This window comes from Promicromonospora sp. NPDC057488, assembly GCF_042802395.1.
Classification (GTDB): Bacteria; Actinomycetota; Actinomycetes; order Actinomycetales; family Cellulomonadaceae; genus Promicromonospora.
The window spans coordinates 1-13,927 of the sequence record NZ_JBHVEG010000165.1; the positions used below are offsets into that span (position 1 = coordinate 1).

14 protein-coding genes are annotated in these 13,927 nt (G+C 72.8%); 4 read left to right on the top strand and 10 right to left on the bottom strand.

From position 1 onward, the window contains the following. On the bottom strand, positions 1–1,757 hold a 1,757-nt coding region (locus ACFU5G_RS24245), incomplete at its 3' end, for a bifunctional ADP-dependent NAD(P)H-hydrate dehydratase/NAD(P)H-hydrate epimerase (protein ID WP_377250559.1). A gap of 99 nt (positions 1,758–1,856) precedes the next feature. On the opposite strand from ACFU5G_RS24245, the gene ACFU5G_RS24250 reads away from it, so the two are divergent. Continuing rightward, a complete protein-coding gene (locus ACFU5G_RS24250) occupies positions 1,857–2,906 on the top strand; it encodes a TIGR03560 family F420-dependent LLM class oxidoreductase (RefSeq protein ID WP_377250561.1) in 1,050 nt (349 codons plus the stop codon). Positions 2,907–2,919: 13 nt separating this feature from the next. On the opposite strand, the gene ACFU5G_RS24255 is transcribed toward ACFU5G_RS24250, so the two are convergent. From ACFU5G_RS24255 to glmS, 4 genes are all read right to left on the bottom strand, one after another. Next, positions 2,920–3,270 (bottom strand): holo-ACP synthase, encoded by a 351-nt coding sequence (locus ACFU5G_RS24255; RefSeq protein WP_020016154.1) that lies wholly within the window; start codon positions 3,268–3,270, stop codon positions 2,920–2,922. A 334-nt stretch (positions 3,271–3,604) separates the two neighbouring features. Next, on the bottom strand, positions 3,605–4,435 hold the full coding sequence (locus tag ACFU5G_RS24260; RefSeq protein WP_377250563.1) for an alpha/beta fold hydrolase: 831 nt from the start codon (positions 4,433–4,435) through the stop codon (positions 3,605–3,607). 46 nt (positions 4,436–4,481) lie between these two features. Then, on the bottom strand, positions 4,482–4,895 hold the full coding sequence (locus ACFU5G_RS24265; protein ID WP_377250565.1) for a pyrophosphatase: 414 nt from the start codon (positions 4,893–4,895) through the stop codon (positions 4,482–4,484). A gap of 33 nt (positions 4,896–4,928) precedes the next feature. Then, positions 4,929–6,830, bottom strand: a complete 1,902-nt coding sequence (glmS, locus tag ACFU5G_RS24270; protein ID WP_377250567.1) for a glutamine--fructose-6-phosphate transaminase (isomerizing) — start codon at positions 6,828–6,830, stop codon at positions 4,929–4,931. A 133-nt stretch (positions 6,831–6,963) separates the two neighbouring features. Between glmS and coaA the strand changes: the two genes are divergently transcribed. Then, the gene (coaA, locus tag ACFU5G_RS24275; protein WP_377250570.1) at positions 6,964–7,959 is read left to right on the top strand and encodes a type I pantothenate kinase; all 996 of its coding nucleotides are present in this window, start codon (positions 6,964–6,966) and stop codon (positions 7,957–7,959) included. A 4-nt stretch (positions 7,960–7,963) separates the two neighbouring features. Here the strand turns inward: coaA and ACFU5G_RS24280 are convergent, their stop codons facing one another. The 4 genes from ACFU5G_RS24280 to rplM all read right to left on the bottom strand — a co-directional run bounded on the left by ACFU5G_RS24280 (position 7,964) and on the right by rplM (position 11,353). After that, the gene (locus tag ACFU5G_RS24280) at positions 7,964–8,713 is read right to left on the bottom strand and encodes a DedA family protein (RefSeq protein WP_377250572.1); all 750 of its coding nucleotides are present in this window, start codon (positions 8,711–8,713) and stop codon (positions 7,964–7,966) included. A gap of 154 nt (positions 8,714–8,867) precedes the next feature. Next, positions 8,868–10,232, bottom strand: a complete 1,365-nt coding sequence (glmM, locus tag ACFU5G_RS24285) for a phosphoglucosamine mutase (RefSeq protein ID WP_377250574.1) — start codon at positions 10,230–10,232, stop codon at positions 8,868–8,870. A gap of 142 nt (positions 10,233–10,374) precedes the next feature. After that, entirely contained in the window at positions 10,375–10,860 is a 486-nt protein-coding gene (gene rpsI, locus ACFU5G_RS24290; RefSeq protein WP_020016146.1) for a 30S ribosomal protein S9, read from the bottom strand. 43 nt (positions 10,861–10,903) lie between these two features. Continuing rightward, positions 10,904–11,353: a 50S ribosomal protein L13 gene (gene rplM, locus ACFU5G_RS24295; RefSeq protein ID WP_377231667.1), complete on the bottom strand. Its 450-nt coding sequence runs from the start codon at positions 11,351–11,353 to the stop codon at positions 10,904–10,906. A gap of 296 nt (positions 11,354–11,649) precedes the next feature. Between rplM and ACFU5G_RS24300 the strand changes: the two genes are divergently transcribed. Continuing rightward, positions 11,650–12,075, top strand: a complete 426-nt coding sequence (locus ACFU5G_RS24300) for a DUF5709 domain-containing protein (protein WP_377231666.1) — start codon at positions 11,650–11,652, stop codon at positions 12,073–12,075. Positions 12,076–12,169: 94 nt separating this feature from the next. Here ACFU5G_RS24300 and ACFU5G_RS24305 read toward each other — a convergent pair whose 3' ends face one another. Continuing rightward, positions 12,170–13,078 carry a tRNA pseudouridine synthase A gene (locus ACFU5G_RS24305; protein WP_377250576.1) on the bottom strand — a complete coding sequence of 303 codons (909 nt, stop codon included), beginning with the start codon at positions 13,076–13,078 and terminating at the stop codon, positions 12,170–12,172. A 39-nt stretch (positions 13,079–13,117) separates the two neighbouring features. Here ACFU5G_RS24305 and ACFU5G_RS24310 point away from each other — a divergent pair, with 39 nt between their 5' ends. Continuing rightward, complete coding sequence (locus tag ACFU5G_RS24310) at positions 13,118–13,876, top strand: ROK family protein (protein ID WP_377220019.1); 759 nt, start codon at positions 13,118–13,120, stop codon at positions 13,874–13,876. The last annotated feature ends 51 nt before the right edge of the window (positions 13,877–13,927 follow it).

A 13,927-nucleotide genomic window follows, 5' to 3' on the forward strand; every position in this document is an offset into this window, starting at 1 on the left:
CAGCCCAGGAGCTCGGCGATCACCGCGGGCACGGCCCGGGCGATCTCCAGCGCGGCGACCGGCCCGCCCGCCGACGCGCGCGCAGCGGCCCGGCCGTGCACGAGCACGGCGGCCGCGGCCAGACGGGCCGCGAGGGTCTCGTCCGCGACCACGTCGGCGGAGCGGCCGGCCAGGAGCGTGCCGAGGATGCCGGCCAGGACGTCGCCCGCGCCCGCGGTCGCCGTCCACGGCGGGGCGTCCGCCTGCGCGTAGGCGCCGCCGGGGCCGGCCACGACCGTGACCGCGCCCTTGAGCAGCACCGTCGCGCCGGTCGCCTGGTGCGCGGTGCGGGCCCAGTGCAGCGGCCGCGCCTCGACCGCCGCGCGGTCGGCCTCGTGGCCGAGGCCGTGCAGCAGCTCCGCCAGCTCGCCGGCGTGCGGCGTCAACACCGCCCAGGCCGGGAGCCGGTGCTCCAGCATCGTGAGCGCGCCCGCGTCGATCACGGCGGGCATCCGGCCGCCGGTCACGTCCTCGGACAGCACGCCGGTCACCGCCGCGAGCGCCCCGAAGACCCGGCGCGCCTGGCCGTCGTCGTCGGGCCCCTCCTCCGGGTCGAAGGCGGGGACGCCGGGGCCCAGCACCCACGCCTGGACGCGGCCGCCCGCCACGACCACCTCGGGCCGGGCGAGCAGCACGCGGGCGCCGACGTCCTCGGGGCCGAGGTAGCGCACCATGCCGGCCCCGGCGCGCACGGCGCCGGACGTCGCCAGCACGGCCGCGCCCGGGTAGGTGCTCGTGCCCGCGATCACCCCGACCACGCCGCGCGTGTACTTGTGGTCGCGCGCCGTGGGCGCGGGCCAGAGGTCGGCGACGTCGGCCGGTTCCATGCGCCGCACGCGGCCGGAGCCGGTGTCGGTGCCGACCATCGCGTGCCGGCCCAGGGTCACGCGCTGCGCCGCGTTGGCCCAGTGGTCGGTGACCGAGACGTCGGGGAAGCCGATGTCGACCAGCTCGACCGCGCCGGCGAGCTGGGCGGCCGGGGGCAGCAGCAGCCCGGCCTTGAGCGCGCCGAACGTCACCGTGCGGTCCGCGGGCAGCACCGGGCCGGGCACCGCGCCGTCGTCCACGCCGATGCCGCTGGGGATGTCCACGGCGACCGTGTACGGCCAGCGGCGGCCGGCCGCCTCGCGGGCCTCGACGAGGGCGCGGACCAGGCCGCCGGCGGGCGGCCGCAGGGCGCCGCGGGCGCCGACGCCGACCAGGCCGTCCAGCACGACGTCGGACGCGCGGGCCCACTGCACCACGGTCGGGACCCGGACGTCGGCGAGGGTCTGCACGTGCCCGCCGGCGGCCTCGAACGTCGCGAGGCCGTCCTCGTGGGCGCGGGCCGACGCGAGGACCGCGGTGACCGACATCCCCCGCCTGGCCAGGTGCGCGCCGGCGTACAGGGTGTCGCCGCCGTTGTTGCCGGGGCCGACGAGGAGCAGGGCGCGCGCGCCGCGCACGTCGCCGCGGGTCTCGGCCGAGCGGGCGGGGCGCACCCGGGCCGTGCCGGGCAGGCCGTCGGAGCCGAGGCTCCCCCGCAGGCGGACGCCGCCCGGGCGGGCGGCAGGACGGCCGGCCGGCCGGGTCGTACGACTACCGGCAGGACGGGCCGCCACCTCCCGGAGGACCGTCTGGGCCAGCGCGTACGCGGCCCTGGCCATGAGCGGCACGCCGGCGGCGATCAGCGGCTCCTCGGCCTTTCGTACCTCGTCGGAACTCCACGCGTCTTTCACAGCCCCATCCTGCCGCCTCGACCAGCACCGGAGGTACCGAAACCCGACAATTTCGACCACCCCTCCCCTGGGCGAACCACGTCGGCATAGGGTCGGGCCATGCGATTCGGACTCTTCATCCCGCAGGGCTGGCGCTTCGACCTGGTCGACGTCGCGCCCGCCGACCAGTGGGCCACCATGCTCTCCCTCGTCCACCGCGCCGAGAACCAGGCCGCGGGCGAGGCCGTCCCCGGCGGCGAGTTCGCCTGGGAGTCGGCCTGGGTGTACGACCACTTCCACACCACGCCCGAGCCCTCGACCGAGGCCACGCACGAGGCGTGGTCCCTGATGGCCGCGTTCGCGGCGGCGACCCAGCGCATTCGCCTGGGTCAGATGTGCACCTGCATGGCCTACCGGGAGCCGACCTACCTGGCCAAGGTCGCCTCGACGATCGACACGATCTCCGGCGGCCGCATCGAGATGGGCATCGGGGCGGGGTGGTACGAGCACGAGTGGCGGGCCTACGGCTACGGCTTCCCGACCGCGGGCGAGCGCCTGCGCGCGCTCGACGAGGGCGTGCAGATCATGTCGAGCATGTGGCGCACGGGGTCCTCGGGCACGTTCGAGGGCAAGCGCTACCAGGTCGACGGCGCGCTCTGCTACCCGCAGCCCCTGCAGCAGCTCCCGGTGGGCGACGGCGGCGCCGAGGTCCCGTCCATCCCCCTGTGGATCGCGGGCGGCGGCGAGCAGAAGACGCTGCGCATCGCCGCGCAGCACGCGCAGTACACCAACTTCGACGGTTCGCCCGAGGGCTTCACCCACAAGTCGGGCGTGCTCGAGGCGCACTGCAAGGACGTGGGCCGGGACTTCGGCGAGATCACGCGGTCCACGAACTACAACGTGGTGATCGGCGAGAACGACGCCGAGGTCGCCCAGCGGCTGGACTGGATCGAGGCGCACCTGCGCAAGTCGGTGCCCGGCAAGGCGGACCGGGAGATCACGAACTGGCGCAACGGGCTCCTGGTCGGCACGCCGGAGCAGATCGTCGAGCGGCTGCAGGGCATGGGCTCGCGCGGCCTGGAGTACGCGATCACGTACTTCCAGGAGGCGGCCTACGACACCAGCGGCCTGGAGCTCTTCGAGAAGCAGGTCATCCCCGAGCTCCAGTAGCCCCGTCGCCGGATCAGCCCTCCGCGATCACCATCGCGGAGGCGATCCCGGCGTCGTGCGAGATCGTGATGTGCCACGTGCGTACCCCGAGCTCGGCGGCGCGGGCGGCGACGGTGCCGCTCGCGTCGATCCGGGGCGGGCCGCCCACCGTGCGGTGCACGGTGACGTCGTGCCACCGCAGGTTGCCCGGGGCGCCGAGCGACTTGGCGATGGCCTCCTTCGCGGCGAACCGGGCGGCCAGGGACGCCGCCGGCAGCTCCCGCTCGGCCTCGGTGAACAGCTTCTCCCGCAGCCGGGGCGTGCGGTCGAGGGTCTCCATGAACCGGTCCACGTCGACGACGTCGATGCCCGTGCCGATGATCATGGGCACAGCCTAGATCCCGCGCAGGCCGCGCCCCGGCCCCGGAGCGCTCCGGGCGGGCAAAACCGCAGGTCAGCCGCTTCACACCGGGGTCTTGCGAGGGATGCCCGTTTTGAGGCACCATACCCTCGTAATGCAGAGGTAAAGGTGGCACCTGCTCCGTACCGGCAGGGCGCCACCTTTCGCGCGTAGGAGGTTGCCATGCCGGAGGACGACGACAAGCTCCCCTTCCCCGTGATCATGGTCGCCGTCTTCGGCGTGGTGATAGCCGTGATCGTCACGCTGCTGGTGTTCGTCGCGGTGTCGAACTGATCGCCGTCGCTCAGGGTGCCCCGGCTCAGGCCGGCGTCGCCTCCTCGACCCGGTCCAGCCACTCCCCCGCCAGGGCCTCGAACAGCCCGCGCTGCTCGATGTTCAGGGCGTGCCCCGCACGGTCGAGCACGGCGAAGGTCGCGCGCGGGTAGCTCTCGACGACGTCCCACGCGTCGCGGTAGCCCGTCATGGAGTCCTGACGCCCGGCGACGATGAGGACAGGCTTCTCGAACTGCTTCGGTTCCACGGGGAACGTCCCCGCGTAGCTCGCCTCGATCCGCGCCACCACCACCGGGTCGGCCGCGGCCAGCCCCGGGTCCACCTCCTGGCGGGACCGCGACCAGGTGTCCTCGGTCTGCACCACGAGCACCTCCTCGGCGTCGAGCGCGTCGGCCCCGACCCGGGCGGCGAGCGCCGGGTCCCGGACCAGCACCTGACGCTCGGGAAGCTCCCGCAGCTCGTGCCGCGGCTCGATCAGGGGCACGACGGCGGCCAGGCCCGCGACACGGTCCGGGTCGGCGGCCGCCAGCCCGCGCGCCATGTACCCGCCGAACGACTGCCCGACGACTACGTACGGCCCCTCTGGCACCAGCGCCTCGACGGCCCCGCGCAGGACCCGGAAGACGTCGTCGGTGCTCGCCACGGCGGGCGCCGTCGTGCGGCCCATGCCCGGCAGGTCCACGTAGACGCGGCGCCAGCCCTCGCGCCCGGCGAAGACCGGCTCGAACGCGCCGGTCATGATCCGGTGGTCCACCGGGAACCCGTGGACCAGCACCGCCGTGCGCACCCCGCCGCCGGACGGCGGCCCGTGCTCGACGTAGTGCACCTGGACCCCGTCGACCTCCACGTACGCCACGGGCACTCCTCTCCTGAGGGCCACGGCGGCCCGTCCGGATCAGACCCTAGACGGGACCACCGACATCGGGACCGCGGTCGTCGGTACCACCGGCACCGCTACCCCCGACACCGGAACCGGCGTCGCGGATCCCCTCCGTGTCCTCCGGCCGGACCAGGTGCTGCCAGCGGAACCACTTGCGGTCCAGCTCCTCGGCGAGGTCCACGTCGAACCGCCGGGCCACGAGCAGCAGCTGCCCCATCGCGTCCGCTACCTCGCCGCGGAACGCGTCCCGCACCTCGTCGTCGGTCAGGCCCCGGTCGCGCGAGCGGCCGGACAGGTTGAGGAACGCCTGGGTGAGCTCCCCGATCTCCTCGTGGAGCTTGAGCAGGAGCCAGTCGTCGGTGCGTTCCAGCCCATGGATGCGGGCGTAGGCCCGGCTGATGATCTCGACCTCGTCGGAGAGCTTCTGAAGTTCCACGCCGACGAGCGTGCCACAGCCGGGCCGGCGTCCTTACTCGACCGTGACCGACTTGGCGAGGTTGCGCGGCTGATCCACGTCCAGGCCCTTGGCGGTGGCGAGCGCCATCGCGAAGATCTGCAGCGGCACCACGGCCAGCAGCGGCTGGAGCAGCGTGGGCGCCTGCGGGATCCAGAAGATCTCGTCGGCGTACTTGCGCACCTCGTCGTCGCCGTCCTCCGCGATCACGAGGGTGCGGGCGCCGCGTGCCCGGATCTCCTGGATGTTGGAGATGACCTTCGAGTGCAGGGAGTCGCGCCCGCGCGGCGAGGGCACCACCACGAACACGGGCTGCCCGTCGTCGATCAGGGCGATCGGGCCGTGCTTGAGCTCGCCGGCGGCGAAGCCCTCGGCGTGGATGTACGCGAGCTCCTTGAGCTTGAGCGCGCCCTCCAGGGCCACCGGGAAGCCGACGTGCCGCCCCAGGAACAGCACCTTGTCGGACTGCTCCATGGACCGGGCCGTCGCGCGCACGTACTCGCCGCGCTCGATGACGGTCTGGATCTTGCGCGGCATGGCCCGCAGCTCGTCGAGCAGCGTGGCGATCTCGTCGGGGAACTTGTTGCCGCGCAGCTGGGCGAGGTACAGGCCCAGCACGTAGGCGGCCGTGATCTGCGCCAGGAACGCCTTGGTGGAGGCGACGGCGATCTCGGGGCCGGCGTGCGTGTAGAGCACTGCGTCGGACTCGCGCGGGATCGTGGAGCCGTGGGTGTTCACGATCGAGATCACCTTGGCGCCCTGCTCGCGCGCGTGCCGCACGGCCATCAGGGTGTCCATGGTCTCGCCGGACTGCGTCACGGCGACCACGAGGGTGCGCTCGTCGACGATCGGGTCGCGGTAGCGGAACTCGTGCGCCAGCTCGACCTCGACGGGGATGCGGCACCAGTGCTCGATCGCGTACTTCGCCACGTGCCCGGAGTAGGCGGCGGTACCGCACGCGATGACGATGATCTTGTTCACGGCGCGCAGGATCGACTCGTCGATGCGCAGGTCGTCCAGCACGAGCGCGCCCGCGGCGTCGGTCCGGCCGAGCAGCGTGTCGGCCACGGCCTGCGGCTGGTCGTGGATCTCCTTGTCCATGAAGGAGTCGAAGCCGCCCTTCTCGGCGGCCGCGGCGTCCCAGTCCACGGTGTAGCGCTTGGCCTCGGCGGGCTTGCCGTCGAAGTCGGTCACCGACACCGACGTGGGCGTGATGGTCACGACCTGGTCCTGGCCCAGCTCCAGGGCCTCCTTGGTGTGCGCGATGAACGCGGCGACGTCGGAGCCCAGGAAGTTCTCGCCCTCACCGAGCCCCACCACCAGCGGGGAGTCGTGCCGGGCGCCCACGACGGTCTCGGGGGCGTCGGCGTGCACGGCGAGCAGCGTGAAGGTGCCCTCCAGGCGGCCGGCGGCGACGGTCATGGCGGCGGTCAGGTCGCCCGTCTCGCGGTACGCCTTGGCCACGAGATGCGCGGCCACCTCGGTGTCGGTCTCGGAGCGGAACACCACGCCGTCGGCCAGCAGCTCGTTCTTCAGCTGGGCGAAGTTCTCGACGATGCCGTTGTGGATGACGGCGAGCCGGTCGCCGTCGGCCAGGTGCGGGTGGGCGTTCGCGTCGGTGGGGCCGCCGTGCGTGGCCCAGCGGGTGTGCCCGATGGCCGCGGTCGCCTCCGGGAGCGGGTCGTGGTCGAGCACCTCGATCAGGTTGGCGAGCTTGCCCGACTTCTTGGCCCACGCGATCCCGTCCAGGCCGGGCGCGACGAGCGCCACGCCCGCCGAGTCGTAGCCGCGGTACTCGAGGCGGCGCAGCCCCTCGATGGCCACGTCGAGGGGCGTGCCCGACGGCGAGGCGGCGCCTGAGGCGATGCCGTCCGCGATAGACGCAGCAGTTCCGGTGTAACCGACGATCCCACACATGCGGGCGAGTCTAACGAGCGTTCGGGTGCGCCCCCATGACTGGGCTCACAGCGCCCGTGTCTCACCCCGGGGATCACCTCCCGGACCGCCTCCGGCCTCGGACGACGCCGATCCGTGCCGCGGGTGGGGCACAATGCTGCAGGTGGTTTCACAGTTCCCGTCGACGGACCTCGGGGAGCACCTGCTCGCCCTTGCCCCGTCCTCGCCCTACGTGGATCTCGACAGGGCGGCCTGGAGCCGTCTGTCGGCGTCCACCCCGCTGCCGCTGACCGACGACGACGTCGAGCGCCTGCGCGGACTCGGTGACCCGATCGACCTCGCCGAGGTCGACGCGATCTACCGCCCTCTGTCGCGACTGCTCAACCTCTACGTGCAGGCCACCGGCGGCCTGCACGACGCGACCTCGACGTTTCTGCACGAGGACCCGCCCCGCACCCCCTACGTGATCGGCGTGGCCGGCTCGGTGGCCGTCGGCAAGTCGACGACGGCGCGCGTGCTGCGCGAGATGCTCGCCCGCTGGCCCGAGACGCCGCGCGTCGAGCTCATCACGACCGACGGGTTCCTGTACCCGAACGCGGAGCTCGAACGGCGCGGCCTGATGGAGCGCAAGGGCTTCCCGGAGTCGTACGACCGCCGGGCCCTGATCCGGTTCCTGTCCCGCATCAAGGCGGGCCAGGACGAGGTCCGCGCGCCCGTGTACTCGCACACGATCTACGACATCGTGCCGGGCGAGGAGGTCGTGGTCCGTAAGCCCGACGTGCTCATCGTCGAGGGGCTCAACGTGCTGCAGCCCGCCCGTCCGTCGTCCGTCGACGAGTCGACCGTCGCGGTGAGCGACTTCTTCGACTTCTCGATCTACGTGGACGCCCGCACCCGGAACATCCGGCAGTGGTACGTGGAACGGTTCCTTGAGCTGCGCCGCACGGCGTTCACCAAGCCGGACTCCTACTTCAAGCGATACGCGTCGCTGTCCGACCAGGAGGCCACGGACAAGGCCCTGTCGATCTGGGAGTCGATCAACGCGCCGAACCTGGAGAAGAACATCCTGCCGACGCGCGGCCGCGCCACCCTCGTGCTCACCAAGGGCTCGGACCACGCGGTGCAGCGGGTCCGGCTCCGCAAGCTCTAGCGGCTCAGCGTTCGTTCGCGGACCGGTCCGCGTCGTCGACCCGGTGGACGTACTCGCGGACCATCTCGGTGGCGCCCGCCGGGACGGCGACCTTCTCGCCGTCCGGGCCGGCGACGCCGTCCGCGTCCTCGTCGAGGTGCCGGTGGGAGAACCAGCCCACGACCTTGTCGACGATGAAGCCCATCGCGACGCCCAGGACGACGCCGATCACGATCGCCAGCAGCGGCTCGTGCCCGAGCCACTGGGCCGCGACCAGGCCGATGCCGGCGGAGTACAGGGCCCACATGACCGCCGCGATCGCGGCGATGAACATGAACCGGCGCCGCGGGTAGCCGACGGCGCCCGCCGTCATGTTCACGGCCACGCGGCCGATCGGCACGTAGCGCGCCGCCAGGATGAAGGACGCGCCGCGGCGGGTCAGCGCCCGCTCCGCCCAGTCCACGGCCCGGCGCCCCCGGGCCGAGCGCAGGAACGGAACGCGGTCCGTGCCGATCATCTTGCCGATCTGGTAGGCGATCTGGTCCCCCAGCCAGGCGCCGGCCGCCGCCGCGATCAGCACGAGCCACATCCAGGGCGTGCCGGTGCTGTGCGCCGACACGGTCAGCGTGATGACCACCGACTCGCTCGGCAGCGGCGGGAAGAACCCGTCGATCGTCGCGAAGGCGAACATGGCCGGGTAGATCCACGGCGAGGCCGCCATCGCGAGGATCCAGGCCTCGGTGGCGCTCAGGACGGTGGAGATGAGTTCGAGCACGGGACCTCGGGGAGTCTCGGCCGGGCACTACCCGGGGGGCGGAGAAGGGCACCTCATAGTGCCTACTTCCAGAGTACGCAAGGGGGCCCCCTGAAACGCATCAGGGGACCCCCTGGTACAACCCCGCTTCCCAAGGTTTCACGGGCCGTTCACGTCAGAGCGCGAGCCGCTCCCGCACGACGGCGGCGAGGTCCTCGGCCACCTTGTCCGCCTCGTCCTGCGCCGGGGCCTCGACCATGACGCGGACCAGCGGCTCCGTGCCCGACTGCCGCAGGAGCACCCGGCCGGTGTCGCCGAGCCGTGCGGTCGCGTCGGCCACCGCGGACTGCACGCCCTCGTCCGTACCGGCGCGCGACTTGTCCACGCCGCGGACGTTGACGAGCGTCTGCGGCAGGCGCTCGATCTCACCCGCAAGATCACCCAGGCGCTTGCCCGAGGCCTTGACCCGCGCGGCGAGGTGCAACGCCGAGAGCACGCCGTCGCCGGTGGTGGCGTGGTCGGCCAGGATGATGTGGCCGGACTGCTCACCGCCCAGGCCGTAGCCCTTGGCGCGCATCTCCTCCAGCACGTACCGGTCGCCGACGGCGGTCTGCACCGTCGTGATGCCCCGCTCCCGCATCGCCAGGATCAGGCCGAGGTTGCTCATCACCGTCACGACGAGGGTGTCGCCCGGCAGGCGGCCATCCTCCTTGAGCGCGGTGGCCAGGATGCCGAGGATCTGGTCGCCGTCCACGATCTTGCCGGTGTGGTCGACGGCGAGGCAGCGGTCGGCGTCGCCGTCGAACGCGACGCCGAAGTCCGCCTCCGAGGCCACGACGACGGCCTGCAGCTGCTCCGGGTGCGTCGAGCCGCACTTCTCGTTGATGTTCCGGCCGTCGGGGCTGGCGTTCATCACCACGACGTCCGCGCCCGCGGCGCGCAGCGCCTCCGGGCCGACCTCGCTCGCCGCGCCGTTCGCGCAGTCCAGCGCGATGCGCAGCCCCTCGAGCGGCCGGTGGTCCGGGGTGGTGCCGACGCTGTCCGTCAGGTGCCGCACGTAGCGCTCGGCGGCCGCCTGGCCGTCCGTACGGATGCGGCCGACGTCGGCGCCCGTGGGGCGCTCCCAGTCGTCCCCGAGGGTCGCCTGGATGGCGTCCTCGACGGCGTCGTCGAGCTTGAGCCCGCCCCGGGCGAAGAACTTGATGCCGTTGTCGGGCATCGGGTTGTGCGAGGCGGAGACCATGACACCGAGGTCGGCCTCCAGCTCCGTCACCAGGTACGCCAGCGCCGGCGTCGGCAGCACGTTCAGCATCACCACGTCCACGCCCGCGGACGCCAGTCCCGCGGCGACCGCCCCGGCCAGGAACTCCCCGGACGCCCGCGTGTCCCGCCCGACGACGGCCCGCGGTCGCGGGCCCAGCAGCTCACCCTGCGCGGTCAGGACCCGGGCAGCCGCGGCGCCCAGCTCCAGCGCCAGCTCCGCGGTGATGTCCTTGTTGGCGAGGCCCCGAACTCCGTCGGTGCCGAACAGCCTGCCCATGCACGTTCTCCTCAGCTCGTTCCCGATCCCACCGTAGTGGGCGCCGGCGGGTGCCGGTTCCGCTGTCTGCCCCTGCAAATGCAGGTGGCCCCGCTGAACAGTTCGACACTGTCCGGCGGGGCCACCCGGCCAAGCGCTCTGATCAGCGCTTGGAGTACTGCGGAGCCTTGCGGGCCTTCTTGAGACCGGCCTTCTTGCGCTCGACCTTGCGGTCGTCACGCGTGAGGAAGCCGGCCTTCTTGAGCTCGGCGCGGTTCGCGTCCTCGTCGATGGCGTTCAGCGCACGGGCGATGCCCAGGCGCAGCGCGCCGGCCTGACCCGACGTGCCGCCACCCGTGATGCGGGCGATGACGTCGAAGCGACCCTCGACCTCGACCAGGTTCAGCGGCGAGTTGACCAGCTGCTGGTGCACCTTGTTCGGGAAGTAGTCCTCGAGGGTGCGGCCGTTGATCTTCCAGGTGCCGGTGCCGGGGACGAGGCGCACGCGCGCCACGGCCTCCTTGCGGCGCCCGAGGGCCTGGCCCGGGGCGGTGATGGACGAACCGCGCGTCGCAGGCGCGGAAGTCTCGGTGGTGTAGTTGCTGGGCGCCTCGGCGCCCTGCTCGAATTCGACGGTGGTCTCGGCCACGGTGATGTCCTCGCGTCCTTCGCGTTACGATCCGGCAGCGGCCTCAGGCCTGCTGCGAAACCTGGGTGATCTCGAACGGCTTGGCCTGCTGCGCCGTGTGCGGGTGCTCAGAGCCTGCGTAGACCTTCAGGTGGGTCATCTGCGTCCGACCGAGCGAGGTCTTGGGGATCATGCCGCGCACGGCCTTCTCGATGGCGCGCTCCGGCTTGGTGTCCAGGAGCTCGCCGTACGGGGTGGCCGTGAGACCGCCCGGGTAACCCGAGTGGCGGTAAGCCAGCTTGGTCTCGCGCTTGTTGCCGCTCAGCGCGACCTTGTCGGCGTTGATGATGATGACGAAGTCACCACCGTCGACGTGCGGAGCGAAGGTCGGCTTGTGCTTCCCGCGCAGCAGTCTGGCGACCTGGCTTGCCAGGCGGCCCAGGACGACGTCGGTCGCGTCGATGACGTACCAGTCGCGCTGGACGTCGCCGGGCTTGGGGGTGTACGTACGCACGGTTCGTAACCTTTTCGTTTGCGGTGTCGTCGGGCGAGAAGCGGCGCCCGAAGAGTCAGGTCGTTGTGCGCGGGGGTCAGTTCGACGTCCGGGCCGTTCGTCCGCACTCGAGTGGGCTCGGTGCTGACGCAGGACGTCGTGACAAAGCACAACGACTCATTAGGGTACCTGCCAGTTTCCCCAGGGGTCAAAGCGTAGGCGCCCCCTGGAGCGGTTCCCGTTCATGAGGTTCGCCACGTCGGCACTCCGGCCCCGGCACTCTGGCGTCCGCGCCGAACTGGTGTCACGGTAGGACCATGACCGAGGAAACCCCAGCCACCATGCCTGGACCGGACGGTATCGCCGAGGGCGACACCGACCAGCTCCCGACCGAGGACACCCTGTACAGCCGTGGTCCCAAGGACTTCCTCGACGAGGGTTACTCCCCGCCGGACCGCCCGCGCTCGAACCACTGGGGCGAGACCTCGTGGGAGGAGCGGCAGGGCGAGTCCATGGACCAGCGCCTCAGCGAGGAGGAGCCGGACGTCTGGCAGGACGACCCGCTCGACCGCGCCGACACGTCACGCGCGGGCCGGCTCGTCTCCGACCCCGACGCCGACCCCGGGAGCTACGCGGCCGAGGACGGCAACCGCCAGAACGACCTGTACGGCACCGACGCGGGCATCGACGGCGCGGGGGCGAGCGCCGAGGAGGCCGCTGTCCACTGGGTCGAAGAGCCGTAGGCTCCGGCGCGCACGTCCGCTGGTCGAGCTCGTCGAGACCCTGGTGTGGTCCCGGCAGGCTCGACCAGCGGTTCTGTTCTACTTCGGTTCTGTTCTACTTCGGCGCCGGCAGGTCGTCCCAGACGTCCTCGTCCATCCGCTTCGCCCTGACCGCCTCGGCCCGCGCCGCGAGCTCGGCGTCCGCCGGGAACGTGATCTCCTCCAGGCACAGCCCCTCGGGCGGCACCACGAAGGCGCCGGCATCCCGCCGCCGGCTGGCCAGCAGATCGGCCGGCCAGCTCACCGGACGGCGCCCCTCCCCCACCGCGATCGAGGCCCCGACCAGGGCGCGCACCATGTTGTGGCAGAACGCGTCGGCCACGACGCGCGCGACCACGAGGCCGGCGTCGGGGCCGTCGGCGGGCCGCTCCCAGGCCATGCGCTGCAGCTCCCGGATGGTCGTCGCCCCGGGTCGCGGCTTGCAGTACGCGGCGAAGTCGCGCACCCCGGTCAGCGGGCGGACGGCGGCGTCCATGGCGTCGGCGTCCAGCGCCTTGCGGGACCACAGCACGTGGCTGCGGCGCAGCGGGTCGCGCAGCGCGACGTCGTCGGCGATCCGGTAGGTGTAGCGGCGGCGCAGCGCGGAGAAGCGCGCGTCGAAGCCCGCGGGCGCGGGCGCGGCCCGCCGCACGACCAGGTCGCCGGGGAGCACGCCCCCCAGCCGGGTCACGAGCGACGCCCCGGGCGAGCGGTCGGACCGGCCCGGCAGCGCGGCCCAGGCCTCCTGGTCGATGTCGACGTGCGCCACCTGCCCCCGGGCGTGGACGCCGGAGTCGGTGCGCCCGGCGACCGTGAGCCGGGGCACCGGGAAGCCGCGCGGCTCGGTCCGCAGCACCTGGGCGAGGCCGTCCTGGAGGGTCCCCTCGACGGTGCGCAGGCCCGGCTGACGGGCCCAGCCCGCGAAGTCGGTGCCGTCGTAGGCGAGGTCGAGACGGACCCGGATGAAGTCGTTCACGTCAGCCATCTTCCCCGATGACCCCGCGAGGGTTCGTACAGTGACGTCATGGCAGACACCCTCACGCTCGCGGTCGACTGCGGCGGCGGCGGCATCAAGGCGGCCGTCCTCGACACGTCGGGCACGGCCCACGCGACGCCCGTCCGGGTGCCGACCCCCTACCCGCTGCCGCCGGAGCTGCTCGTCGACACGATCGCCAAGATCGCCACCGACCTGCCCGCCGCGGCCCGGGTCACGGTCGGCATGCCGGGCATGATCCGCAGCGGCGTCGTGGTGCACACGCCGCACTACATCACCCGGTCGGGACCCCGGTCCCGGGTGGTCCCCGCGCTCCAGGACGCGTGGAGCAGCTTCGACATGCAGGCGGCGGTGGCCGCGCGGCTCGGGCTACCCGCCCTCGTCCTGAACGACGCGGAGGTGCACGGCGCGGGCGTCGTCGCGGCGTCGGGCCTGGAGCTGGTGGTCACGCTCGGTACGGGGCTGGGCACGGCGATGTTCCACGGCGGGCGCATCGCGCCGCACCTGGAGTGGTCGCACGCCCCGGTGCGCCGCAGCCTCACGTACGACCAGTACATCGGCGAGCCCGAGCGGCGCCGGCTCGGGGACGGGCTGTGGTCGCGGCGCGTGGTCACCGTCGTCGACGGGCTGCGGCCCGTCTTCCACTGGGACCGGCTCTACATCGGCGGCGGCAACGCCCGCTGCATCACGCCGTCGGCGCTGGCCAGGCTGGGCGACGACGTCGTCATCGTGCCCAACTCGGCCGCCCTGGTGGGCGGCGCGCGCGCCTGGGACCTCCCGCCGTCCTGACCTACCGACGACGACGCCGGGCCGCACCCTCCGTACGGAAGGTGCGGCCCC

Excerpts from the sequence above, each read along its gene's own strand:
- ACFU5G_RS24255 (WP_020016154.1), bottom strand. The coding sequence starts at position 3,270 with ATGATCATCGGCACGGGCATCGACGTCGTCGACGTGGACCGGTTCATG.
- coaA (WP_377250570.1), top strand. The coding sequence starts at position 6,964 with ATGCTGCAGGTGGTTTCACAGTTCCCGTCGACGGACCTCGGGGAGCAC.
- glmM (WP_377250574.1), bottom strand. The coding sequence starts at position 10,232 with ATGGGCAGGCTGTTCGGCACCGACGGAGTTCGGGGCCTCGCCAACAAG.
- ACFU5G_RS24300 (WP_377231666.1), top strand. The coding sequence starts at position 11,650 with ATGACCGAGGAAACCCCAGCCACCATGCCTGGACCGGACGGTATCGCC.
- glmS (WP_377250567.1), bottom strand. The coding sequence starts at position 6,830 with ATGTGTGGGATCGTCGGTTACACCGGAACTGCTGCGTCTATCGCGGAC.
- ACFU5G_RS24250 (WP_377250561.1), top strand. The coding sequence starts at position 1,857 with ATGCGATTCGGACTCTTCATCCCGCAGGGCTGGCGCTTCGACCTGGTC.
- ACFU5G_RS24305 (WP_377250576.1), bottom strand. The coding sequence starts at position 13,078 with ATGGCTGACGTGAACGACTTCATCCGGGTCCGTCTCGACCTCGCCTAC.
- ACFU5G_RS24310 (WP_377220019.1), top strand. The coding sequence starts at position 13,118 with ATGGCAGACACCCTCACGCTCGCGGTCGACTGCGGCGGCGGCGGCATC.